Here is a 24,171-nt window from a genome sequence, read left to right as displayed (position 1 = left end):
GAGGCAAGCTAAAGCGGGTCGTTGCAGTCCAGCCACATGTCGACCGCGCTTGTTTCCGTCCTGTTTGCAAGAAATTGCGTATCTTGCCGGAGGAGTTCGCGCCTTGCGTGCATCGGGACTGCCTATGCTTTCGTTTTGTTACGTTCCTGCGATGCCCATTCCCCGAATACGCATGCGCAACACTTTGCCGATACGCATGCGCGATCGAGATCATGATTGAGGATGGCCGGCCGCATTATCACTGATGACGGCGCAGCAACGATGTTCCGCTGGGGGCGGGACGGGGCCGGACCGGAAAGCGATGTCTGGCGGGCTCTGGCCAAGCGCGGGCGAATCCTTATGGTCGCGGCCACCTGTTCATGGAGCGTTCGTTGAAAAGCCTGTCCGTCGGAACCGTCGAGATCGCCAATGACAAGCCGTTCGTGCTGGTCGCCGGCCCCTGCGCCATGGAAAGCCGCGATCATGCGCTGGAGATGGCCGATGCGTTGAGCACGCTGTGCGCCCGGCTCGGCATCGGCTTCATCTACAAATCCTCGTTCGACAAGGGCAACCGCACCTCGATCGCCGCCCCGCGCGGCATCGGCCTGGAAAAGGCGCTGGCGGTCTTCGCCGAGGTTCGCGAGCGCTTCGGCTGTCCCGTGCTCACCGACGTCCACGAGCCCGCGCAATGCGCCCCCGTGGCGGAGGTGGTGGACGTGCTCCAGATCCCGGCCTTCCTCTGCCGCCAGACCGATCTTCTCGTCGCGGCCGCCCGCACCGGCCGGGTGGTGAATGTGAAGAAGGGCCAGTTCCTGGCGCCCTGGGACATGAAGAATGTCGCCGCGAAGATCGCGGCCGCCGGTAACGACCGGATCATGCTGTGCGAACGCGGCGCGAGCTTCGGCTACAACACCCTGGTCAGCGACATGCGCGCGCTGCCGATCATGGCGGCAACCGGCTATCCGGTGATGTTCGATGCCACCCATTCGGTGCAGCAGCCGGGCGGGCAGGGGGATCGATCGGGCGGCCAGCGCGAATATGTGCCGGCGCTGGCGCGCGCGGCGGTGGCGATCGGCGTCGCCGCCGTCTTCATCGAAACCCATCAGGACCCGGACAGCGCCCCCAGCGACGGGCCCAATATGGTGCCGCTCGGCGAAATGCCGGCGCTGCTCGAAACGCTCCGCGCGTTCGACAGGCTGGCCAAGGGCGGCCTGGGGGAAGGCGCGCGGGCATAGTCCCCCGCGGGGTGGGTGCGCCGCCTGTCGCGCCCGCCCGCCGCGATGGACGTCAGCCCATCACCGCCTTGGGTTCCAGATAGGCCTCCAGCCCGAACACGCCGTTCTCGCGGCCGATCCCCGAATGCTTGAACCCGCCGAAGGGGGCGAGCGGCTCCATCGGCGCGCCGTTGATGATCACCCGGCCCGCCACCAGCCGGCCCGCCACCTTGCGCGCGCGGGCGGGATCGGCCGACGCGACATAGGCATGCAGGCCGTAGCTGGTGTCGTTGGCGATGGCGATCGCCTCCTCCTCGCTCCCGTAGGCGATGATCGACAGGACCGGGCCGAATATCTCGTCGCGGGCGATGACCATGTCGTTGCGAACGGCGGTGAAGATCGTCGGGCGGACGAACCAGCCGCCCGTCTCGCCCTCGGGGCGCCCTTCGCCACCCGCCAGCAGCGTCGCCCCTTCCTCGATCCCGCGCCGGATATAGGATTGCACGCGCTGCCATTGCTTCTCGCTCACCATCGGGCCGATGGCGGTCGCGGGATCGCGCGGATCGCCGGATTTGATCGTCGCCACGCCCGCCGCGATCGCCGCCTCGAATTCCGCCAGCCGCGCCTCGGGCACCAGGATGCGCGTGCCGGCGATGCACGCCTGTCCGCTGTTCATGTAACCCGCCTGCAAAGCGAACGGCACGGCCTCGGCGAAATCGGCATCGTCCAGGATCAGCATCGGCGATTTGCCGCCCAGTTCCAGCGTCACCCGCTTGAAGGTGTCGGAAGCCGCCTTCAGGATCGCGCGGCCGGTGGCGGTCGATCCGGTGAAGCTCACCTTGGCGATATCGGGATGGGTGCTGAATTCCGCGCCCACCGTGTCGCCGCGCCCGTTGACGATGTTGAAGACCCCGGCGGGCAGGCCGGCTTCGTGCAGCGCCTCCAGCACGATCCGCGTCTGCATGGCGCTCATCTCGCTCGGCTTGATGACGCAGGTGGAACCCGACGCCACCACCATGGCGAGCTTGCTGCAGATGAAGCCGGCATTGCTGTTCCAGGGCGTGATGATGCCCACCACGCCCAGCGGCTCCATCGTCACCGTGGCCGATCCGATCCGGCGGGTGAAATCATAATCCTCCAGCGTGCGGGCGGCATCGGCCAGGACGCTGGCGGCATATTCCGCCATCCAGCGAGCGCGGCTGGCCGGGGCACCATATTCCAGGATCACGGCTTCGGTAAGCGCGTCGGCCCGCGCCGTGACCGCATCGTGCATCCGGCGCAGCATGGCGATGCGATCCGCCTTGCTCGTCTGCGAGAAGGCCGGGAACGCGCGTTTGGCGGCGGCGATCGCAGCGCGCGCGTCCGTCTCGTCGCCCAGCCGCACGCGGCCGATCACATCGCCCGTGGCCGGATTGTGGAGATCGAACAATTCGGTGCCGTGCGGCGTCACATAGGCGCCGTCGATATAGATCTGGTCGATATAGATCTGGTCGATGGTCTCCATGGGGCGGTCCTTTCGGATTGGGATTTGATGAACCGCATCTAGGGCGTAGGATTGATTGGATTAGCCGGACAAACCGGCATGTGGTGATGCGGAAATCGGGATAATGGCGCGCACGCGAAGCGGTCTTGCGGAATATGAGGCGGTCGTGGCCGTCGCGCGGCTCGGCAGCTTCCGGGCGGCGGCGGCGGAACTCGGCATGTCGACATCGGCGCTCAGCCATGCCGTGGCGGCGCTGGAGGCGCGGCTCGGCGTGCGCCTGTTCAACCGCACCACGCGCAGCGTCTCGCCCACCGATGCCGGCGATCAGTTCATCGCGCGCATCGCGCCCGCGCTGGGGGAGATCGGCCAGGCGGTCGAGGCGGTGAACAGCCATCGCGAAACCCCGACCGGCACGCTTCGGATCAACACATCGGCTGGGGCGGCGCGGATGATCCTGGAACCGATCGTCCTCGAATATCTCCGCCGCTATCCCGAAATGAACGTGGTGATCGTCACCGAAGGCAAGCTCGTCGATATCGTCGGCCAGGGTTTCGATGCCGGCATCCGCCTTGCCGAGGCGGTTCCAAACGACATGATCGCGGTGCCGATCGGCGGCGATCAGCGGATGCTGGTGGTGGGCACGCCTTCCTATTTCCGCGATCGCCCGCGCCCGCAGGTGCCCGATGACCTGCTCGGCCACGAATGCATCCGCGCGCGCATGGCCAGCGGCAGCATCTGGCGGTGGGAGTTCGAATGTCGCGGGCAGGCGATCGCCATGGATGTTCCCGGCCGGCTGGTGCTGGATGAGATGACGCTGATGCTGGAAGCGGCGCTGGCGGGCGTGGGGCTGGCCTATCTCAGCCAATGGTCGGTCGCCGGCCATATCGCGGCGGGGCGGCTGGTGCCGGTGCTGGAGGATTGCAGCCCGCCTTATCCCGGCCTCTGCCTATATTATCCCGGCCGCCGCCATGTGCCGGCGGGCTTGCGCGCGCTGATCGGCCTCATCCGGGAAAGAAATGCAGCCGGCGTTTCGTTCAACGGGGAAATCCCGATTTCCTAGCTGCTTAGTCCCGGCTTTCGATGGCTTGATCGCGGGCGTCGTCCCAATCGGCAAATCTTCGGGCCGGCCGGCATAATATCCGGCCCCTGCCGATCATGTCGGAAGCGTGTCGATTTCGTCGCCGGCGATTTGCAAATCGCTGTGGGATTTGAAAGGCTGCGCGTATTACTCGACGAAGAAGCGCATTTTTCGAAAGGATGCGTCCCCTGTTACCCGAGCAGGAAGCCGAGCTGACACAACATTACCGGCGCTGGCGGCCGGCGTTGATGTCCTATTTCATGAAGCGGGTGCATGATCATGCCGAGGCGGAGGACCTGACGCAGGAAACCTTCGCCCGCGTGTTCAATGCCTCCGCGGCCGAAAGCGGCTTCCATTCGGGTTACATCTTCAGGATCGCAGCCAATCTGCTGCGCGATCGCGCGCGGCGGCAGAAGGTCCGAACCGATCATCAGGACGTGCTCGACACGCTCTACGGGCAGGGGATCGAATGGCTCGATCCCGAAAAGCTGGCGACGGCGCGCAACGCGCTGTCGCGGCTCGCCGCCGGGCTCGCCGAGCTGCCCGAAAGGACAAGGACGATTTTCGTTTTGTATCGCGTAGAGAATATCGACAAGCGCATGATCGCCGAAAGCTTCTCCATCTCGCCCAGCGCGGTGGAAAAGCATGTGACGCGCGCGCTCGCCCATCTGACGCTGCAGGCCCGGAGGGAGCAGCAATGATGCCGGCGGATGAAGAGGCCGCCTTCGAGCGGGCCGAGGAAGCCGCCTTCTGGTGCGTCCGGCTGGCGGCCTCGCCGCTCGATCAGGCGTCGCAGGATGCCTTCGATGCCTGGATTGCCGCCGATCCCGCCAATGCCGCCGCCTTCGAGGAGGTCGTGGTGCTGTGGCAGGGCGTGGATTGGGTGAAGGACGCGCCGGAAATGATCGCCCATCGGGCGGAGGCGGTGGAAAGCCTGCGCCGGACCAACGAGCGCCGCTGGTCGCGCGGGCCGGCGCCGCGCCGGCCGTGGGTCGCGGCTCTTGCGGCCTGCTTCGCGATGATATTCGTGCTCGGCATCCAGATCTTCGGCCATCCCGTCCAGGTCTATGAAACCGGGATCGGCGAACGCCGCATCGCCACGCTGGAGGACGGCACCCGGCTCACCATGGACGGGGCGACCCGCGTCGAGGTGCGGATGGACGCCGATCGCCGGCGCCTCACCTTGGTCAACGGCCGCGCCAAGTTCGATGTCGCGCACGATCCGCTGCGCCCGCTGAGCGTGCTGGCGCGCAACCGGCTCACCGTCGCCACCGGCACCTCGTTCAGCGTGGAGTTGCTGCCGCGCCAGATGCGGGTGGTCCTCTACGAAGGCAAGGTGGAGGTGATGGCGCAGGCCGATCGCGGCCGCGAAACCAGCCTGCTCACCCGGACCGCCAGCGCCGATGCCGACGCCGCGCTCGTGCCCGGCAAGGAACTCGTCGCCTCGACCGAAGGCACGCAGGTGCGCGTCGCCAAGACGGATGTCGCCCGCTCGCTCGATTGGGAGAATGGGCAGCTCAGCTTCGAAGGCGAGCCGCTGGCGCTCGCGGTCGAGCGCATCAACCGCAGCGCCAAGGAAAAGCTGGTGATCGCCGATTCCGCCATCGCCAATTATCGCATCGTCGGCACCTTCAACGCCGGCGATACCGAGGCGTTTCTGGAAGGCGTGGCGGCGCTGCACCCCGTCCACATCGATCGCCAGCCCGGCATGCTGCTGCTCCGTCGCGGCGGCTGACCGCGCGGGCCGTTCCGGCCTCGATCCGCCGTCTCAATTCCCGTCCGGCAAGGCGATCGGCCGAGCATTGCGCTTCGCCGCCGGCCCGCCGCGCGAACAACTGATCCAATAACAGAGAGTGGGGAATGCCATGAACCGTCATCCATCGCTGCGATCCCATCCGCATATCTCCTGCCGTTCGCGCGCGCTTGTGGCCGTCGCCATCGCCGCGCTGGCGGCGCTCGGGCCGGCGGCGGCCGTGGCGGCCGCGCCCGCCGCCTCGGTGCTCGGCCTCTGGCGCTCGCAGGATCGCGGCGGCACCATCGAGCTTTACAATTGCGGCCCGGCGGTTTGCGGCCGCATCCTCGACGGCCCCACGCTCCGCGCCAATCCCGACCTGCGGGACGTGAAGAATGGCGAAAAGGCGCTGCGCACCCGCCCGGTGAAGGGTCTGCGCATATTCGACGGCTTCACCGGCGGTCCCACCCGATATGCGGGCGGATCGCTCTACGACCCCGAAAGCGGCTGGGGCACGAGCAACGGCTTCCTGACGCTGAAGGACGCCGACACGCTTGAGGTAAAGGGTTGCGTTGCTTTCTTCTGCCAGTCCGAAATCATGCTGCGGATTCGTTAGGCCGCGTGGGCCTGCCTTATGACCGGGGCATCGGGGAGAAGGGTTTTTCGTCACCTCTCTCGCTTTGTCATTCCCGCGTAAGCGGGAACCTATGGCTATGGTGGGCTCTCTTGAGTCGATGGCGCCCGACACAATGGATTCCCGCCTACGCGGGAATGACGAAGGGGGGGGCAGCCGGGCAGGCTGCTTTTCCATGGAACGGCGCGTTGCCGGCTTCCCCACCGGCGCTGATGCAAGCTGAGCCTCCACGCAGGGCGGATCGGCATCGAGCAATATGCTAGGCGCGGCGCGCGGCGCAAAAATTCAGTCGGCGCGAAATCGATCCGGGGGCATCCAAAGAAGATCGGCGCAAGGCCTTCAGGTTTCGAAGCCTGTCGCGCGATGATCTCTGGGAGATAGCGCAGAATAAAAGGCGATCCGGCCGGGCCGCCCCAAAAGCATCGGGGCGGCTCCGTCCGCACGGAGGCCGCCCCGGTTCGTATCTGGATATCGGTTCGCCGGCCGGCCTCAGGCGCGGCGCTGGCCGATCATTGTCATCGTGCCCAGCGGGCCGACCTTGACCGATCCGTTCAGCGTGTCGCCGTCGACGGTGGCGGTGGCATCCATGGTCATCGGCGGCATCTTCAGCTTCATCTTCCAGGTCAGCACGCCGTTCTCGATCTTGCCGTCGATCACGTCGACCTTGCCGGTCGGGCCGTCATTGGAGCCGGTGAAGGTGTCGCCGTTCGTCACGATGGTGAAGACGGACTTCTGCTCGCCCATCGGCGTCTTGGTCACGCAATCCCACTGTCCGTCAGCATTCGCCATGTCGGTATTTCCTCTCGATCGTGTCTTGTGGCGGGCCTTGCCGTCCGAAGGCCCGACCGTGCCCGCCGCGCGAACATGCCTTGCCGGAAGGTCGGGCGATAGGTGGATTCAGGTTGCGGCCCCGGCCTGATCCCCCATCGCCCGGCCGCCGCGACGCCATCTGCCGCGGCGCCTTCCACGCAAGGCACGTCATCCAGCTAAGACGCACGGCATTTCCGAACCCACAGCGGCGATCGCGCCTTCCGGCCGTTTTTCCCGGCGCATGGCCCGGTTGCAAACGTCCGGGGCGGCCCGTTTCGCGCTTTACCGCAATCCCGCCACGCACGCCTTCAGCCACGCCGCCACCGCCGCGATCCGGGCCAGCCGGCGGACGTCGCTGTGCGTCACCAGCCAGAAGCTGCGGCGGATGGTGGTGGCCGGCAGGACGGGTGCGAGCGCGGGATCGCGATCGGCGATGAAGGCGGGCAGCACGCCGATGCCGCCGCCGGCCGCCACCATCCTGTGCTGCACGTTGATGCTGGTCGATCGGAGGCGCGCCTCCAGCCCGCCGCCGATCTCGCCCAGATAATCGAGCTCGGGCGCGTAGATGAATTCGGGCACATAGCCGATCAGGCTGTGGGCGTGGAGATCCTCCACCCGGCGCGGGGCCGCATGATCCGCCAGATAGGCGCGCGCCGCATAAAGGCCGAGCGCATAGTCGCCCAGCTTGGCGGCGACGAGCCGCCCGGTGCGCGGCCGCGCCAGCATCACCGCCATGTCCGCCTCCCGCTTGGAGGGGTTGAGGAAGCCCGATGCGGTGACGAGGTCGATGCGGATATCGGGGTTGGCGGCGTGGAAGGCGGGCAGCGCGGGCGCCAGCACCCAGCTCGCAAAGCCCTCCGCCACGCTGAGGCGCACCTGGCCGGACAGGCTGCGCGCGTCGCCGGCCACCTCGCCCATCGCCGCCAGCGCCGCGCTCTCGATCGTCTCGGCATGGGCGAACAGCGCCTCGCCGCGCGGGGTCAGCCGCCGCTCGCCGCCGATCGTCTCGAACAGCGGCGCGCCGAGGCTGGCGGCGAGCCGGCTCATCCTGCGGCCGATGGTGGTGGCGTCGATCCCCAGCATGCGGGCGGCCGGCGCGATCTTCCGCGCGCGCGCCACCGCCAGGAAGATGCGCAGATCGTCCCAGTCGAACATCGCCTGCCTCGTCCCCGCCGGTTGATCCTGCAAAAATGCAGGCCATCCCTGCACGCATGCGCCCTTGCGTGCAATTCCCCGATGGTGAAGGGAGGCGGGGACAGATTAGAGAGGAATGCCGATCATGCGCATCGTCGAGAATTTCATCGCAGGCGCCGCGGCCGCCGGCGGCAACCGGCAGAGCGACATCTTCGATCCCAATTCGGGCCAGGTGCAGGCGCGCGTCGCGCTGGGCGGCGCTGCGGAGCTGCAGAAGGCGGTGGATGCCGCCAAGGCCGCGCAGCCGGCCTGGGCCGCCACCAATCCGCAGCGCCGCGCGCGGGTGATGTTCCGGTTCAAGGAACTGGTCGAGCAGAATATGGAGGAACTCGCCCACCTGCTCTCGTCCGAACATGGCAAGGTGATCGCCGATGCCAAGGGCGATATCCAGCGCGGGCTGGAGGTGATCGAATTCTGCTGCGGCATCCCGCACGTGCTGAAGGGCGAATATACCCAGGGCGCCGGCCCCGGCATCGACGTCTATTCGATGCGCCAGCCGCTCGGCATCGGCGCCGGCATCACGCCGTTCAACTTCCCCGGCATGATTCCGCTGTGGATGGCGGGCGTGGCGATCGCGGTGGGCAACGCCTTCATCCTGAAGCCGTCGGAACGCGATCCCTCCGTCCCCGTCCGCCTGGCGGAGCTGTTCAAGGAAGCGGGCCTGCCCGACGGCATCCTGAACGTGGTGCAGGGCGACAAGGAGATGGTGGACGCGATCCTCGACCATCCCGATATCGCGGCCGTCAGCTTCGTCGGCTCGTCGGATATCGCGCATTATGTCTACCAGCGCGGCGTCGCGGCGGGCAAGCGCGTGCAGGCGATGGGCGGCGCCAAGAATCACGGCATCGTCATGCCGGACGCCGATCTGGATCAGGTGGTGAACGATCTTTCGGGCGCGGCCTTCGGATCGGCCGGCGAACGCTGCATGGCGCTGCCGGTGGTGGTGCCGGTGGGCGAGGATACCGCCAACCGCCTGCGCGAAAAGCTGATCCCGGCGATCGCGGCGCTCCGCGTCGGCGTGTCGACCGATGCGGAGGCGCATTACGGCCCCGTCGTCACCGCCCAGCACAAGGCGCGCATCGAAAACTATATCCAGATGGGCGTGGACGAGGGCGCGGAGCTGGTGGTCGACGGCCGCGGCTTCACCCTCCAGGGCCATGAAAACGGCTTCTTCGTCGGGCCGACGCTGTTCGATCATGTGAAGACGGGCATGCGCACCTATCAGGAGGAGATTTTCGGCCCCGTCCTCCAGATCGTCCGCGCGAAGGATTTCGAGGAAGCGGTGTCGCTGCCGTCGAAGCACCAATATGGCAACGGCGTCGCCATCTTCACCCGCAACGGCCACGCCGCGCGCGAATTCGCGGCCCGCGTGAACGTCGGCATGGTCGGCATCAACGTGCCGATCCCGGTGCCGGTCGCCTATCACACCTTCGGCGGCTGGAAGCGCTCCGCCTTCGGCGATACCAACCAGCACGGCATGGAAGGCGTGAAGTTCTGGACCAAGATCAAGACCGTCACCGCCCGCTGGCCGGACGGTTCGGCCGACGGCGGCAACGCCTTCGTCATTCCCACCATGGGGTGATGGGGTGAAGGCCCGTTCGCTCACATTGGGTTTGCTCGGCCTCCTTTGGGGTGCCGGCGCCGATGCGAGCGAACTGGCCGGCCCGGGGCGGTTTTGCGGCTATTCCCCCATTATTGATCTGCTTCCGGGTGAACATGTGGTCACGCTGGATGGCGGTGTTCATGGCGGGCGGTTTCAATGGGAGGGAGACTTCGGAAAACTCGAGGTCTTCGGGATCGGCTGGGCCTCGCGTCCCAAGGGGCGCAGCGTGCCGAAAGCTTCGAGCCACGGGCATGTTGTTTTTGCCGAGCGGCGCATACAGGGCCGATATGTTATTGCCCTGTGGAACAGGGCGCATGGCGCGGCCTATTTTTCTTCCCCTGGACCTTTGACGGCAGCTCAACGCAGCGCGATCGGCCGTGTGGATCTTTTTGAGGAGGGCGAGGAACCTGCGGCATGTGATCTGCGCACGACCTTTGCCTGGGAATGATGCGGTCTTGTGATTTTGGTCCAGATAGGATGAGCGAGAAAAGATGACCAATCAGTTCGATCTTACCGACGACCAGCGCGCCATCCAGGAAATGGCGCGGAAATTCACCGCCGATGCGATCACGCCTTTTGCCGCGCGGTGGGATGAGGATCATCATTTCCCCCGCGATGTCGTGAAGGCGGCGGCCGAGCTCGGCTTCGGCGCCATCTATGTTTCGGAGGAATCCGGGGGCATCGGCCTCGGCCGGATGGAATCGGCGCTGATCATGGAGGCGATGGCCTATGGCTGCCCTTCCACCTCGGCCTTCATCTCGATCCACAACATGGCCGCGTGGATGATCGATCGCTTCGGCGGCGATGCGGTGAAGGCGAAATATCTGGCCGACCTCGTGCCGTGCGAGAAGATCGCGAGCTACTGCCTGACGGAGCCGGGCTCGGGCTCGGATGCCGCCGCGCTCAAGACCAAGGCGGTGCGCGACGGCGATCATTATGTGGTGACGGGGGCCAAGGCCTTCATCTCCGGCGGCGGCGAGAACGATCTCTACGTCACCATGGTCCGCACCGGGGAGGACGGGCCGAAGGGCATTTCCTGCCTGGTGATCGAAAAGGACATGCCCGGCGTTTCCTTCGGCGCGCAGGAAAAGAAGCTCGGCTGGCGATCGCAGCCGACCGCGCAGGTCAATTTCGATGGCGTGCGCGTGCCGGTGGAAAATCTGCTCGGCAAGGAAGGCGAAGGCTTCAAGATCGCGATGGCGGGCCTCGACGGCGGCCGCCTCAACATCGGCGCCTGTTCGCTGGGCGGCGCGCAGCGCTGCCTGGACGAGGCGCTGCGCTACACGGCCGAACGCCGCCAGTTCGGCCAGCGCATCCTCGATTTCCAGAACACCCAGTTCGTGCTGGCGGATATGGAGACGGAGCTTCAGGCCGCCCGCATGCTGCTCTACACGGCGGCGGCGAAGGTCACGGCGGGCGCGCATGATCGCACCAAGTTCGCCGCCATGGCGAAGCGGCTGGCCACCGATACCGGTTCGGCCGTGGTCGATCGCGCGCTCCAGCTCCATGGCGGCTACGGCTATCTGCAGGATTATCCGATCGAGCGTTTCTATCGTGACCTGCGCGTCCACCGCATCCTGGAAGGCACGAACGAGATCATGCGCGTCATCATCGCGCGGGAGATGATGCGGCAGTGATCCCTCGCTTCTTCTCCCCGCTCATCCTGGGTAGGGACTGAGCCCAGTCGAAGGCCCGTATCGAAGGACAGCTATGACGGACGAGGTGATTTTCGCGGTCGAAGGCGCGGTCGGGCGCATCCGGCTCAATCGGCCCAAGGCGATCCACGCGCTGAACACGGCGATGTGCGATGCGATGATCGAACGGCTGCTCGCCTGGCGCGCCGATCCCGCGATCCGCATGGTGATGATCGACCATGCCGAAGGGCGCGGCTTCTGCGCCGGCGGCGATATCCGCATGATCGCGGAAAGCGGCGCCACCGATGGCGTCGGCGCGCGCGATTTCTTCTTCCGCGAATATCGCCTCAACCACCTGCTCTTCACCTATGCCAAGCCGGTGATCGCCTTCATGGACGGCATCACCATGGGCGGCGGCGTCGGCATCTCGCAGCCGGCGGCCTATCGCATCGCCACCGAACGCACCGTCTATGCCATGCCCGAAAGCGGCATCGGCCTGTTCCCGGATGTCGGCGGCGGCTGGTATCTTTCGCGCCTGCCGGGTCGCACCGGCCAGTTCCTGGCCCTGACCGGCGCGCGGATCGACGGGGCGGAATGCGTCGCGCTGGGCCTTGCCACCCATTATGTGCCGAGCGACGGGCTGGATGCGCTGAAGGCCGCGATCGCCGCCGATCCGGGCGAGGTGGATCAGATCCTGGCGGGCTTCGCGGTGCCGCCGCCGCCCGCGCGCATCGCCGGCAATCGCGAGCGGATCGATCGCCTGTTCGCGCCCGAGACGCTGGAAGGCGTGATCGCCGCGCTCCAGGCGGACGGATCGGAATGGGCGGAGAAGGAGCTGGCGACGCTCGCCACCAAATCGCCCACCACCTGCAAGGTATCGCTGCGGCTGCTGGCGCAGGGGCGCGACCATGCGGATTTCGCGGACGAGATGCGCGTCGAATATCGCGTCGCCTCCCACATCTGCCAGCGCCACGATTTCATCGAAGGCGTGCGCGCGCTGATCATCGACAAGGATAATGCGCCCAGATGGGATCCGGCGACACCCGAAGGGGTGAGCGATCATGTGATCGACCAGATCTTCGCGCCGCTGCCGGGGGATCAGGAATGGACGCCGGTGCCGCTATAGGCTTTCCCGCCATGCTGAACCCGTTTCAGCATCCATCGATGCCGCGCCGGGAATTCATGCGTGGCGGCAACGGGGCCTGGCTTTCGTCAGGATGACCCATGAAAGCCGGTTGGACGCCGCACCACAGGATGACGAAAGGAACGAATGAAATGGCCACCTATGAAACGCTGCTGGTGGAAAACCATGGCGCCGTCACGCTGATCCGGCTCAACCGGCCGCAGGCGCTCAACGCGCTCAACACCCAGGTGCTGGCCGATCTCATCGCCGCCTTCGCCGCCTTCGATGCCGATCCGGGCCAGCGCTGCGCCGTCCTCACCGGCAATGAAAAGGCGTTCGCCGCCGGCGCCGACATCAAGGAAATGCAGCCCAAGGGCTTTGCCGCCATGTATGCGGAGAATTTCTTCGCCGGCTTCGAACGGGTCACGGCCACGCGCAAGCCGTGGATCGCGGCGGTCGCGGGCTTCGCGCTGGGCGGCGGGTGCGAGCTGGCGATGATGGCCGATTTCATCCTGGCCGCCGATACGGCCAGGTTCGGCCAGCCCGAAATCAAGCTCGGCGTGGCGCCCGGCATGGGTGGGTCGCAGCGGCTCACCCGCGCGGTGGGCAAGGCCAAGGCGATGGAAATGTGCCTCACCGGCCGGATGATGGACGCGGCCGAGGCCGAACGCGCCAGCCTGGTCGCCCGGGTGGTGCCGGCCGCCGATCTCGTCGACGAAGCGCTGAAGACGGCCGCGCAGATCGCGGCGATGCCGCCGCTGGCCGCCATCGCCAACAAGGAAATGGTGAACGCCGCCTTCGAAACCGGGCTTGCCCAGGGCATCCTGTTCGAACGCCGCCTGTTCAACGGCCTCTGCGCCACGGAGGACAAGGCCGAAGGCATGACCGCCTTCGTCGAAAAGCGCCCCGGCAACTGGACGGGCAAATAACCTCCTTTCCCTTTCAAGGGAGGGGCCGGGGGGCGGGTGATGCCGGTTACGAAACAATCGCGCGCCCTCCCCGGGCTCATCCCACCCCCTAACCCCCTTCCTTGAAAGAGAGGGGGAATTACGGAGAGACACATGGCACGCATCGGTTTCATCGGGCTCGGCAATATGGGCGGCGGCATGGCCGCCAACCTGGCCAAGGCGGGGCATGATGTCCGCGCCTTCGATCTGTCGCAGGATGCGCTGGATCGGGCGAAGGCCGCCGGCTGCCTGCCGGCGGCGTCGGCGGCGGAGGCCGTAACCGATGCGGAATTCGTGGTGACGATGCTGCCCGCCGGCAAGCATGTCCGCGCCGTCTATGAAGGTGAGGTGTTCGGCGCCGTGCCCGGCACCGCGCTGCTGCTGGATTGCTCCACCATCGATGTCGCCTCGGCCCGCGCCGTGGGCGCGGCCGCGCAGGCCAAGGGGCTCGCCATGGTCGATGCGCCCGTCTCGGGCGGCATCGCGGCGGCCAATGGCGGCACGCTTACCTTCATGGTCGGCGGATCGGCGGAGCATTTCGGCCGCGCCCAGCCGATCCTGGAAAGGATGGGCAAGGCGGTGATCCATGCCGGCCCGCTCGGTTCCGGCCAGGCCGCCAAGATCTGCAACAACATGCTGCTGGGCGCCACCATGGTCGCGACCTGCGAAGCGTTCGTGATGGCGCAGAAGCTGGGCCTCGATCCGCAGACCTTTTTCGACATCTCGTCCAAGGCCTCGGGGCAGAGCTGGTCGATGACCAGCTATTGCCCGCTGCCCGGCGTCGGCCCGCAGACGCCGGCGGACAACGGCTATCAGGGCGGCTTCGCCTCCGCGCTGATGCTCAAGGATCTGAAGCTCGCGGTCGAGGCGGCGCAGGGCGTCGACGCCGCCGTGCCGATGGGTGCGGCCGCCGGCGCGCTCTACCAGGCCTTCGTCAATGCCGGGAACGGCGTGCTCGATTTCTCCGGCATCATCCGGATGCTGGCCGGAGCCGACGGCCGCGAATGAGGGCGGTCGCGATCGCCGGCTAGCGCGCCGGATCGGGCACCTTGCCGAACCACACCACGGCATAGCGCCCGTCCAGCGCGACCCCCATCGCCCGCCAGCCGGTTCCGGCCCAGCGCCCCTGTTCCAGGATCACCGCATTGTGGGCGGCGCTGCCGCGCCACAGGTCGAAAGCGATGTCGGCGTCGATCCCCTCGCTATATCGCGCCGCGATTTCGAATCCCTGGCCGCCATAGGCCCCGCGCGTGATCTCGCGCGGCTTGCTCCACATCAGCTGGGCGCGGGCATGGTCCGCCGTGTAGCAGACCGGCGTCGCGCCCGATGCGGCGGACCAGCTGTGCAGGGTGCAGCGCCGCCCATCCCCGTCCGTGCCGGAATCGGGATTATGATCCTCGAGATCGCGGGCATGGGCGTGCGCCACGCGGGCGAATAGGGGATGGGCGGCAGCCCGTGCGCCGTGCGATAATCGTTGAGGAAATCCGCGATGCGCGCTTCCTCGCCCGACGGCGCAAGCATGCCGGCGGCCGCCAGCAGCAGCGCCGATATCGATCCAATCATGCGGAAAACCAGCCGATAACCCAGAACCCGATATCGCCCCATCGGCGATCGGCCGGCCGCCGGCAAGCCCGCCACGGCGCGTTTCCGGATCGCTTCGCCGCTCGGGCCGCTTAAGCCTGGCTTCATGTTCATCGCGCCATAGGCACCGCCGGGCGAGCGGGATTTGCCGCCGCGCGGGGCTGCGTTAGATGGATCGGTAGCGCAACGAAGGCCCGTTGAACCAAAGGCCCGGTCCGGCGTCTTGTGCCAAGCGTATCAGCAACGGAACGATCCAGACGAATGCCCAGCAACTCACCTGTCACGTCTCGCGAACCTTCGGCGCCCGGCATCCTGTCGCGGCGGCATGCCCTGGCGGGGATCGCCACCACCGGCCTCATCCTCGCCACTGGCGGTGCCCAGGCGGCGCGGAAGAGCGGCGGCCAGCCATTCTCGTGGGAATGGCTGCAGCAGCTTGCCGTGGATCGCGGGCGGGAAGGCTGGCACGCGCCCGAGCCGATCGCCGCTGCCGCCGCGATCGACTATGACGAGGTGAACCGTATCAGCTTCCGCGCCGATCATGCGCTGTGGCGCGGCGATGGCGAGCGGGAGACGCGCTTCTTCCCGATCCACCGTTTCGCCAACACGCCGGTGGAGATCAACCGGGTCGAGGGCGGCCGCGCCTTCCCCGTGCCCTTTTCGCCGGCAATGTATGATATCGCGCCGGACAAGCATGGCCGCCGTTTCCAGATGGCGCCGGGCTTTGCCGGCTTCCGCCTGATGAATGCCGGCGGCCGGGGGGACTGGCTCGCCTATCAGGGCGCATCCTATTTCCGCTCCGCCGGCCAGCTCCACCAATATGGCCTGTCGGCCCGCGCGCTCGCCATCGATACCGGGATCGACGGGCAGGAGGAGTTTCCGATCTTCACCCGTTTCTGGCTGATGCCGGGGCCGGATGATGCGATGACGGTATTCGCGCTGCTGGAAGGGCCGAGCGTCACCGGCGCCTACCGCTTCGTCAACCGCAAGACGGAGGCGGGGCCGGTGCAGGATGTGACCGCCACGCTCCATCTGCGCCGCGATGTCGCGCGGCTGGGGATCGCGCCGCTCACCAGCATGTTCTGGTATGGCGAGGGCAATCGCGCCCAGGCGATCGACTGGCGCCCGGAAATCCACGATTCGGATGGGCTGGCCATGCTCACCGGCGCGGGCGAGCGTATCTGGCGCCCGCTCGGCAACCCGCCGCATCCCACCACCAGCAGCTATAGCGACAGCAATCCGCGCGGCTTCGGCCTGCTCCAGCGCGATCGGCAGTTCGTCCATTATCAGGATGACGGCGCTTATTATGAAAAGCGCCCCAATCTGTGGGTGGAGCCGATCGGCGATTGGGGGCCGGGCGCGGTGATGCTCTACGAAATCCCGACGGTGCGGGAGATCGAGGACAATATCGTCGCCTTCTGGACCCCGGCCGGACCCGCCAGGGCCGGCAACCGTTATGACATCGGCTACCGCCTCACCTGGGGCGGGGATGATCCCGCGCCGGCGGGCCTTGCCCGCGCCGTGGATTGCTGGACGGGCGTGGCCGGGCGGCCGGGCCATGATCCGCTGCCCGATGCCCGCCGCCTCGTAGCCGATTTCGAAGGCGCGCGGCTGGCCGGCCTCGATCGTGAAAGCGGCGTCGAAGGCGTGGTGACGACCAATGGCGGCAAGGTGATCGCCACCTATGCCTATCCGGTGGTCGGCACCGCCTCCCGCTGGCGGTTGATCGTCGATGTCGACCGGTCGGACGGCCGACCGAGTGATTTGCGCGCTTACCTGAAGCGGGGAGGCGATGCGTTAAGCGAAACGCTTCTCTACCTCCTGTATTGAAGGGCAGAGCGTATCGTTGCCCAACCGGTTGAACGAAAAAAGAAACGGAGCCGGTTGTTCTGGGGAGGGTGATCCGGGGGAAACATAATAGATGGGTTTGACCACCGTGCATCTGCATAAGGTACAGCAATTGTCGGCCGCCGAACGGAAAAGCATGCCCTTTTCCGAACCTCTGCTGCCGAATGAGGCACCATTGGCGATGCCGGTGCAATCGCTGGATACGGCCACGTCGCTGGCCGATCTGGAGCCCGGCCCCACCGCCATCGCGGTCGAGGGCGTGTGGGAGCGCCGCCTGTTCCTCGTGCTCGGCAGCCTGCTGGTGGGCATCGCCGCGACGCAGGAGATGATGCGATCCTTCGCGGCGGACGGGCTCAGCCTCCTCGACGTGATCCTCTCGCTCCTTTTCTTCAGCCTCTATAGCTGGATCACCTTCGGCTTCCTCGGCGCGCTCGCCGGGCTGGTCGTGCTGCTCGGCAACGGGCCGGGCCTGTCGCGCTGGTTCACGCGGCTGCGGCTGCCGAAACGGCGGACGGCGGTGCTGATGCCGATCTACAACGAGGATACCGAGGCGGTGTTCGGCCGCATCGCCGAGATGAGCGCATCGATCGCGGCGATCGGCGGGCAGGATCTGTTCCACATCTTCGTGCTCAGCGATTCCCGCGCCGACATGGAAGCGCGCGAGCTTGCCGCGCTGCGTGCCGTGCGCGCCGGCAACCCGGTGAAGGTGTTCTACCGCCGCCGGACCGAGAATATCGCCCGCAAGCCGGGCAATATCGCCGAATGGATCGGCCGTTTCGGCGCCGCCTACGAGAATATGATCGTCCTCGACGCGGACAGCCTTATGAGCGGGCCGGCCATGGCGCTGCTCGCCACGACGATGGAGGAACGGCCCAGCGTCGGCCTGATCCAGACGATCCCGACGATCATCAACGCCCGCACCTTCTTCGCGCGCTGGCACCAGTTCGCGGCGGTCGCCTATGGCCCGGCCGCCGCCGCCGGCCTGCAATGGTGGTCGGGCACGGAATCGACCTTCTGGGGCCACAACGCCATCGTCCGCGTCCGCGCCTTCGCCGAAAGCTGTGGCCTGCCGCGCCTGCCGGGGCCGGAACCGTTCGGCGGCCATGTGCTGAGCCACGACATGGTGGAAGCCGCGCTGCTGCGCCGCAACGGCTGGTCGGTCCACATGGTCTCGCTGCCGGAGGGCAGCTACGAGGAATTTCCGCCGACGATCGCCGATCATTCGGTGCGCGATCGCCGCTGGTGCCAGGGCAACCTCCAGCATGTCCGCCTGCTGGGCGCGCGCGGCTTCCACTGGGTGAACCGCCTGCAACTGCTGATGGGCGCGTCCGCCTTCCTCACCTCGCCGCTGTGGATGCTGATGCTGCTGCTCGGCATCGCCGCCTCGGTCGGCGCGTCGGATGCCACCTTCTCCTCGCCGCCCGATACCTGGCTGGTGATGCTCACGCTGCTCCTGCTGTTCGGGCCGAAGCTGATCGCCGTCCTCTGGCTCAGCGTCGACGATGGCCTGCGCGCGGCGATGGGCGGCGCGCGCAAGCTCGCCGCGACGATCGCGATCGAAATGCCGCTGTCCATGGCGATGGCACCGATCACGATGGTCAACCAGACGATGGCGATCATCGATATCCTGCGCGGCCGCCCGGTGGGCTGGATGCCGCAGCGGCGCGATGCCGATGGCATGCCGCTGCGCGACGCCCTGATGCTCTGCCGCGTGCATATCGGCCTGGGTTTCGCGCTGCTGCTGCCGCTGCTGCTGGGCGCGGGCTTCGCCATCTGGGCGCTGCCGGTCGCGATCGGCCTGATCGCCTCGCCCTTCACGGCGATGCTCACCTCGCGCGTCGATGTCGGCGACTGGTTCGCCCGCCACGGCCTGTTCGCGGTGCCGAACGGCACCTCGGCGACGGCGCAGGCGACGCTGGTGGGCGAGGAGCCTCTGCCCGCCGCCGGCCATCTGGCGGGCACCACGGCGATGGCGCGTGCCTTCGTCGCCCGGCCAGTCGGCCCCGCCGTCCGCCCCTGAAGCCTTATTCCGGCCCGGCTTTGCCGCCGGGCCGGCGCCCATTCTCCCGGTCGCCCCGGATAAGGGCCATTTGGCCGCTGGCGCGGTTGACCATATGCCTTGCCAGCCCCCAACCCCGGCGGATCGGCGATGCGGCGCGCCGGGCATCGCACCGATGCGGTCACAGCCGGGAGCAAGAACAGATCAATGTCGCGTTTCTTTCAGTTCGCGTCGCATGACATGGCCATCGATCTCGGCACCGCCAACACGGTCGTCTATCTGCGCGATGCCGGCATCGTCCTCAACGAACCGTCCGTGGTGGCGATCGAGACCCGCAACGGCGTGAAGAAGGTCCGCGCCGTGGGTGCGGACGCCAAGCTGATGCTGGGCAAGACGCCGGAGCATATCCAGGCGATCCGCCCGCTGCGCGACGGCGTGATCGCGGACATCGACATCGCCGAGCAGATGATCAAGCATTTCATCCACAAGCTGCACGGCGGCACCAAGCGCTTCCTGCGCCGGCCGGAGATCATCGTCGGCATCTCTTCCGGCGCGACGGTGGTGGAGCGCCGCGCCATCCGCGACGCCGCCTCCAACGCCGGCGCCTCGCGCGTGCTGCTGGTGGAGGAGCCGATGGCCGCCGCGATCGGCGCCGGCCTGCCGGTGATCGATCCCGTGGGCGTGATGGTGGTCGATATCGGCGGCGGCACCACCGAGGTGGCGGTGCTGTCGCTGCGCGGGCTGGCCTATAGCGCGTCGGTGCGGGTCGGCGGCGACAAGATGGACGACGCCATCACCTCGGCGATCCGGCGGCGGCACAATCTGATGGTGGGCGAGGCGACGGCCGAGCGGATCAAGCAGCAGATCGGCAGCGCCACCACGCCGCCCGGCCATGGCGCCGAACTGCGGATCAAGGGCCGCGATCTCGTCGCCGGCGTGCCCAAGGAGATCGTGGTGACGGAGGCCGAGATCGCGGAGGCGATCGCCGAGCCCGTCAGCCAGATCGTCGGCGCCGTGCTGGCCGCGCTCGAAAATACCCCGCCGGAGCTGGCGGCCGACATCGTCGATCGCGGCATCGTGCTCACCGGCGGCGGCGCGCTGCTTCGGAATATCGACGCGCTGATCGCGGAGGAGACGGGGCTGCCCGTCACCGTCGCCGACGAGGCGCTGGCCTGCGTGGCCAAGGGCGCCGGCCGGGCGATGGAGGATGCCGCCTATCGCGGCGTGCTGCGGCAGAGCTGAGGCGCGCCGGGGGGCGGCCCCTCAGCCGATGGCGTCGCGCATCATCTCCAGCGCGGCGCGCAGGCTGGCGATGCGGATCGCGCCGCGCCCGATCGCGCCGAAATGCGCCTCGCGATGCGTGGTCGCGCCGCCGCACAGGGCGCAGGCGAGATGGACGAGCCCTTCCTCGTCCCCCGGCCCGCCCGCGCCGGCGAAGCCCGTGATCGCCAGCGCTATATCGGCGTGCGATCGCAGGATCGCGCCCTTCGCCATCGCTACGGCCACCTCGCGGCTCACCGCGCCGCAGCTGTCGATCCGTTCGCGCGCGATGCCGAGCAGCTCGCACTTGGCATCCTCGCTGTAGCAGACGAAGCCCCGTTCGAAGACATGACCCGTGCCCTCGACGTCGGTGAGCAGCGACGCCAGCAGCCCGCCGGTGCAGCTTTCCGCCGTGGCGAGCGTGCGATCGCGGTCCCGCGCGGCGCGAAGCACCGCGTGCACCAGCGCCTCGATGTCATCCGGCAAAGCAGGCGAAAGCGTCTCGGTCATCCTGTGCCTCCCCGTTCCCGCTGCCCAACCCGCGCGGCATCAACGCGGTTCCGTGCCGGCGAAAAGCCGGCTAAGGCCGGCGCCTCGGATGATAGCGGGGCGGAGTGCGGCGAAGCGCGATGGTGTCGGACGACTGGACCTTTCATGGCGGCCGGCTGGATCGCGCGCGGATGGTCTATGCCGATGCGCCGCGCCCCTGGATCGATCTTAGCACGGGCATAAATCCGCACGGCTGGGATGCGGGTCTGGCCGGGCCGATCGACTGGCGCGCCTTGCCCGATCCGCAGGCGCTTGGGCGCCTGGAGGCGGCCGCGGCCGCCTGTTTCGGCGCCGCGCCCGATCGCGTCCGGGCGCTGCCGGGCACGGAGATCGGCCTGCGGCTGCTGCCGGCGCTCGGCCTGCCCGCGCCCTTCCGCCATGTCGAGCCCGGCTATCGCACCCATGGCGACGCGCTTGCCGGCAGCATTGCCATGTCGGCCGACGCCCTGGACCAGGAGGCCGCGTGCGGTGGCACGATCCTGCTCGCCAATCCCAACAATCCCGACGGCGGCATCCTTCCGCCCGCCACGCTGGTCGATCTCGCGCGGCGGATGGCGGGAAAAGGCGGCTGGCTGGTGGTGGACGAAGCCTTCGCCGATGCCTGCCCGGAAGCCGGCATCCTGCCGATGCTGGATGCGGACCTGCCGGTGATCGTGCTGCGGTCCTTCGGCAAATATTTCGGGCTGGCGGGCCTGCGGCTGGGTTTCATGATCGCGCCGCCCGCCATGCTGGAAAGGCTCGACCGGCGGCTGGGAAGCTGGCCGGTCTCGGCGGCCGCGATCGCGATCGGCACCGCCGCCTATCGCGACGCGGCCTGGATCGCCGACACCCGCCGCCGGCTGCGCGCCGATGCCGATGCGCTGGATGCCCTGCTCGCCCGCCACGGCCTGGAGGGGCGGGGCGCGTGCCCGCTTTTCCGCCTGATCGAAACCGACGATGCGCCGGCCTTGTTCGAACGGTTGGCGCGGCAGGGCATATTGACCCGGCCGTTCGATTATCAGCCCCGCTGGCTGCGGCTCGGCCTCCCCGCCGATGCCGCCGCGTTCGATCGGCTCGACCGGGCCCTGGCGCATGGCTAGCGGCGTCGCCTGCGTGGCGCTTGCGATCGATGCGCTGATCGGCTGGCCGCCCGCGCTCTACCGCCGCATCGGCCATCCCGTGGGCCTGTTCGCCCGCGTGATCGACGGGCTGGAAGGGCGCTGGAACTGGTCGGGCCGCAGCGATGCCGCCCGCCGAGCCGCCGGCATCGCCGCCATGGCGCTGCTGATCGGCGGCACCTTTCTGGTCGCGCTCGCGATCGAACAGATGCTCTGGGCTTGGCTCGGCCGCTGGGGATGGATCGGCGTCGCGGCCGCCGCCGCCCCCGGCCTTGCCGCGCGCAGCCTCCACGATCATGTCCGGCCGGTCGCATCCCGGCTCGCGGCCGGCGACCTCGCCGGCGCGCGCCGGGCGGTGGGGATGATCGTCGGGCGCGATACCGGTGCGCTGGACGAAGCCGGCGTCGCCCGCGCCGCGATCGAAAGCCTTTCGGAAAGCTTCTGCGACGGCGTCGCCGCGCCCTTCTTCTGGCTCCTCCTGCTCGGCCTGCCCGGCATCTGGACCTACAAGGCGATCAACACCGCCGACAGCCTGATCGGCCATCGCGAGGAACGCTGTCGGGCTTATGGCTGGGCAGCCGCCCGCATCGACGATGCCGCCAATTTCCTGCCGGCGCGGCTGGCCGGCCTGCTGATCTGCCTTGCCGGCATGGACGGCTGGCGGGTGATGGCACGCGATCATCGCCACCATGCCTCCCCCAATGCCGGCTGGCCGGAGGCGGCGATGGCGGGCGCGCTCGGCCTGCGGCTCGGCGGGCCGATCGCCTATGACGGCATCATGCAGGACAAGCCGTGGATCGGCGGCGGCCGCGCGGCGGCCACGGCCGCGGATATCGCCCGCGCGCTGCGCATCTACATCCGCGCCTGCCTGCTCCTCTGGATAGCGGGAGCAATCGCATGGGCGGCCTGATGCTGCAGGGCACCGGATCGGATGTCGGCAAGTCGGTGCTCGTCGCCGGTCTGTGCCGGGCCTTCGCCAATCGCGGGTTTTCGGTGCGCCCGTTCAAGCCGCAGAACATGTCGAACAACGCGGCTGTCACGGTGGACGGCGGGGAGATCGGCCGCGCCCAGGCGACGCAGGCGATCGCGGCCCGTGTGGCCCCCCATAGCGACATGAACCCCGTGCTGCTGAAGCCGCAGGCCGATCGCACCTCGCAGCTCATCGTCCGGGGCCAGGTGCGCGGCACGATCGGCGCCGGCAATTTCCGCGAGGCGCGCCGCCCGCTGCTGGGCGAGGTGCTGGAAAGCTACCATCGGCTCCGCGCCCAATGCGATGTCGTGGTGGTCGAAGGCGCGGGATCGCCGGCCGAAATCAACCTGCGCGCCGGCGATATCGCCAATATGGGCTTCGCGCGGGCGGCCGATGTGCCCGTCATCCTTGTCGGCGATATCGATCGCGGCGGCGTGATCGCGGCGGTCGCCGGCACCCGCGCGGTGATCGATCCGATGGACGCGGCGATGATCCGGGGCTTCATCATCAACAAGTTCCGTGGCGATCCCGCCTTGTTCGACGATGGCTATCGCATGATCGAAAGCCTGTCCGGCTGGCGCGGCTTCGGCGTGGTGCCCTGGCTCAAGGATGCGGTTCGTCTGCCCAGCGAGGATGCGGTGATCCTCGAGCGCCGCCGGAACGACGACAGGGGCCGGCTGGTCGTCGCCTGCCCGATCCTGCCGCGCATCTCCAATTTCGACGATCTCGATCCGCTGCGGCTGGAACCCGATGTCGAACTGCTGATGGTGCCGCCCGGCAGGCCGATCCCGGCCGAGGCGCGGCTGATCGTGCTGGCCGGATCGAAGGCGACCATCGCCGACCTCGCGGTGCTGCGCGCCGAAGGCTGGGATATCGATATCCTCGCGCACCACCGTCGCGGCGGCGCGGTGCTGGGCCTGTGCGGCGGCTATCAGATGCTCGGCCGGCGCATCGCCGATCCCGCCGGCATCGAAGGCCCGCCGGGATCGGTCGTGGGCCTCGGCCTGCTGGATGTCGAAACCGTCCTCACGCCCGCCAAGACGCTGAAGGCGGTCGCCGGCACGGCGCTGGGCGGCCGTTTTTCGGGTTACGAGATGCATATGGGCGAAACCGGGGGAGCGGACGCCGCCGCGCGCCCCTTCGCCCGGCTGGACGATGGCCGCGTGGATGGCGCGCTATCGGCCGACGGCCTCGTCATGGGCAGCTATGTCCACGGCCTGCTGGCGGAACCCGGCCTGCGCGGCGCGCTCCTTGCCCGTATCGGCGCGGCCGGCGGCGGGCATGACCAGGCCGCTGCGGTCGACGCCGCGCTCGATTCCATCGCCGCAGTGCTGGAAGCGCATCTCGATATTCCGGCGCTGATCGCCCTCGCCCAGGGGCATTGACATATAATCTGCGGTAGCGGCCGGAGGGCGCTGTTCCGGCAGGGATTCCAGCCC

The 24,171-nt window shown here is 68.0% G+C and carries 22 protein-coding genes; 17 read left to right on the top strand and 5 right to left on the bottom strand.

Going from position 1 to position 24,171, the window contains the following annotated elements:
- Positions 1 to 359 precede the first annotated feature (359 nt).
- Positions 360 to 1,214 carry a 3-deoxy-8-phosphooctulonate synthase gene (kdsA, locus tag CV103_RS14895; protein WP_107395394.1) on the top strand — a complete coding sequence of 285 codons (855 nt, stop codon included), beginning with the start codon at positions 360 to 362 and terminating at the stop codon, positions 1,212 to 1,214.
- A gap of 52 nt (positions 1,215 to 1,266) precedes the next feature.
- Here the strand turns inward: kdsA and CV103_RS14890 are convergent, their stop codons facing one another.
- Complete coding sequence (locus CV103_RS14890; RefSeq protein WP_107395393.1) at positions 1,267 to 2,697, bottom strand: aldehyde dehydrogenase family protein; 1,431 nt, start codon at positions 2,695 to 2,697, stop codon at positions 1,267 to 1,269.
- A gap of 103 nt (positions 2,698 to 2,800) precedes the next feature.
- Here CV103_RS14890 and CV103_RS14885 point away from each other — a divergent pair, with 103 nt between their 5' ends.
- From CV103_RS14885 to CV103_RS14870, 4 genes are all read left to right on the top strand, one after another.
- Positions 2,801 to 3,736: a LysR family transcriptional regulator gene (locus CV103_RS14885; protein ID WP_107395392.1), complete on the top strand. Its 936-nt coding sequence runs from the start codon at positions 2,801 to 2,803 to the stop codon at positions 3,734 to 3,736.
- A gap of 197 nt (positions 3,737 to 3,933) precedes the next feature.
- Positions 3,934 to 4,455, top strand: coding sequence for an RNA polymerase sigma factor (locus CV103_RS14880; RefSeq protein ID WP_015459251.1), 522 nt, complete (start codon positions 3,934 to 3,936; stop codon positions 4,453 to 4,455).
- The gene (locus CV103_RS14875; protein WP_015459252.1) at positions 4,455 to 5,489 is read left to right on the top strand and encodes a FecR family protein; all 1,035 of its coding nucleotides are present in this window, start codon (positions 4,455 to 4,457) and stop codon (positions 5,487 to 5,489) included. The genes CV103_RS14880 and CV103_RS14875 overlap by 1 nt, the downstream gene beginning before the upstream one ends.
- Positions 5,490 to 5,619: 130 nt before the next feature.
- Positions 5,620 to 6,102, top strand: a complete 483-nt coding sequence (locus CV103_RS14870; protein WP_107395391.1) for a DUF2147 domain-containing protein — start codon at positions 5,620 to 5,622, stop codon at positions 6,100 to 6,102.
- Positions 6,103 to 6,609: 507 nt separating this feature from the next.
- On the opposite strand, the gene CV103_RS14865 is transcribed toward CV103_RS14870, so the two are convergent.
- Both CV103_RS14865 and CV103_RS14860 read right to left on the bottom strand, forming a co-directional pair.
- Positions 6,610 to 6,909: a hypothetical protein gene (locus CV103_RS14865; protein ID WP_015459254.1), complete on the bottom strand. Its 300-nt coding sequence runs from the start codon at positions 6,907 to 6,909 to the stop codon at positions 6,610 to 6,612.
- A gap of 303 nt (positions 6,910 to 7,212) precedes the next feature.
- A complete protein-coding gene (locus CV103_RS14860; protein WP_070932269.1) occupies positions 7,213 to 8,085 on the bottom strand; it encodes a LysR family transcriptional regulator in 873 nt (290 codons plus the stop codon).
- A gap of 124 nt (positions 8,086 to 8,209) precedes the next feature.
- On the opposite strand from CV103_RS14860, the gene CV103_RS14855 reads away from it, so the two are divergent.
- The 6 genes from CV103_RS14855 to mmsB all read left to right on the top strand — a co-directional run bounded on the left by CV103_RS14855 (position 8,210) and on the right by mmsB (position 14,439).
- The gene (locus CV103_RS14855) at positions 8,210 to 9,706 is read left to right on the top strand and encodes a CoA-acylating methylmalonate-semialdehyde dehydrogenase (protein ID WP_015459256.1); all 1,497 of its coding nucleotides are present in this window, start codon (positions 8,210 to 8,212) and stop codon (positions 9,704 to 9,706) included.
- Positions 9,707 to 9,710: 4 nt separating this feature from the next.
- Positions 9,711 to 10,175, top strand: a complete 465-nt coding sequence (locus CV103_RS14850) for a hypothetical protein (protein ID WP_211314407.1) — start codon at positions 9,711 to 9,713, stop codon at positions 10,173 to 10,175.
- A gap of 43 nt (positions 10,176 to 10,218) precedes the next feature.
- Positions 10,219 to 11,364, top strand: coding sequence for an acyl-CoA dehydrogenase family protein (locus CV103_RS14845; protein ID WP_107395390.1), 1,146 nt, complete (start codon positions 10,219 to 10,221; stop codon positions 11,362 to 11,364).
- A gap of 73 nt (positions 11,365 to 11,437) precedes the next feature.
- Complete coding sequence (locus tag CV103_RS14840; protein WP_107395389.1) at positions 11,438 to 12,487, top strand: enoyl-CoA hydratase/isomerase family protein; 1,050 nt, start codon at positions 11,438 to 11,440, stop codon at positions 12,485 to 12,487.
- Between the two features lie 149 nt (positions 12,488 to 12,636).
- Positions 12,637 to 13,413 (top strand): enoyl-CoA hydratase-related protein, encoded by a 777-nt coding sequence (locus CV103_RS14835; protein ID WP_015459260.1) that lies wholly within the window; start codon positions 12,637 to 12,639, stop codon positions 13,411 to 13,413.
- 132 nt (positions 13,414 to 13,545) lie between these two features.
- Complete coding sequence (gene mmsB, locus CV103_RS14830) at positions 13,546 to 14,439, top strand: 3-hydroxyisobutyrate dehydrogenase (RefSeq protein ID WP_107395388.1); 894 nt, start codon at positions 13,546 to 13,548, stop codon at positions 14,437 to 14,439.
- Between the two features lie 19 nt (positions 14,440 to 14,458).
- Here mmsB and CV103_RS22905 read toward each other — a convergent pair whose 3' ends face one another.
- The gene (locus CV103_RS22905) at positions 14,459 to 14,857 is read right to left on the bottom strand and encodes a CAP domain-containing protein (protein WP_245896870.1); all 399 of its coding nucleotides are present in this window, start codon (positions 14,855 to 14,857) and stop codon (positions 14,459 to 14,461) included.
- A 416-nt stretch (positions 14,858 to 15,273) separates the two neighbouring features.
- Between CV103_RS22905 and CV103_RS14820 the strand changes: the two genes are divergently transcribed.
- From CV103_RS14820 to CV103_RS14810, 3 genes are all read left to right on the top strand, one after another.
- Positions 15,274 to 16,839, top strand: coding sequence for an OpgD/OpgG family glucan biosynthesis protein (locus tag CV103_RS14820; RefSeq protein ID WP_107395387.1), 1,566 nt, complete (start codon positions 15,274 to 15,276; stop codon positions 16,837 to 16,839).
- Positions 16,840 to 16,930: 91 nt separating this feature from the next.
- Entirely contained in the window at positions 16,931 to 18,877 is a 1,947-nt protein-coding gene (gene mdoH, locus CV103_RS14815; RefSeq protein ID WP_245896868.1) for a glucans biosynthesis glucosyltransferase MdoH, read from the top strand.
- Positions 18,878 to 19,063: 186 nt separating this feature from the next.
- Positions 19,064 to 20,098: a rod shape-determining protein gene (locus CV103_RS14810; protein ID WP_015459265.1), complete on the top strand. Its 1,035-nt coding sequence runs from the start codon at positions 19,064 to 19,066 to the stop codon at positions 20,096 to 20,098.
- A 21-nt stretch (positions 20,099 to 20,119) separates the two neighbouring features.
- Here CV103_RS14810 and CV103_RS14805 read toward each other — a convergent pair whose 3' ends face one another.
- Complete coding sequence (locus CV103_RS14805) at positions 20,120 to 20,626, bottom strand: CinA family protein (RefSeq protein WP_107395386.1); 507 nt, start codon at positions 20,624 to 20,626, stop codon at positions 20,120 to 20,122.
- Positions 20,627 to 20,745: 119 nt separating this feature from the next.
- Between CV103_RS14805 and cobD the strand changes: the two genes are divergently transcribed.
- Genes cobD through CV103_RS14790 form a run of 3 tightly spaced genes read left to right on the top strand, consistent with a single transcriptional unit; the run spans position 20,746 to position 24,117 of the window.
- Complete coding sequence (cobD, locus tag CV103_RS14800) at positions 20,746 to 21,744, top strand: threonine-phosphate decarboxylase CobD (protein WP_107395385.1); 999 nt, start codon at positions 20,746 to 20,748, stop codon at positions 21,742 to 21,744.
- Positions 21,737 to 22,672 carry an adenosylcobinamide-phosphate synthase CbiB gene (cbiB, locus tag CV103_RS14795; protein ID WP_245896867.1) on the top strand — a complete coding sequence of 312 codons (936 nt, stop codon included), beginning with the start codon at positions 21,737 to 21,739 and terminating at the stop codon, positions 22,670 to 22,672. The genes cobD and cbiB overlap by 8 nt, the downstream gene beginning before the upstream one ends.
- Positions 22,660 to 24,117 carry a cobyric acid synthase gene (locus CV103_RS14790; protein WP_107395383.1) on the top strand — a complete coding sequence of 486 codons (1,458 nt, stop codon included), beginning with the start codon at positions 22,660 to 22,662 and terminating at the stop codon, positions 24,115 to 24,117. Before cbiB ends, CV103_RS14790 begins: the two co-directional genes overlap by 13 nt.
- The last annotated feature ends 54 nt before the right edge of the window (positions 24,118 to 24,171 follow it).

The organism is Edaphosphingomonas fennica, from assembly GCF_003034225.1.
GTDB lineage: Bacteria > Pseudomonadota > Alphaproteobacteria > Sphingomonadales > Sphingomonadaceae > Sphingomonas_E > Sphingomonas_E fennica.
Note: the sequence above shows the minus strand (reverse complement) of the source record. Positions and strands in the feature narration are given on the sequence as shown.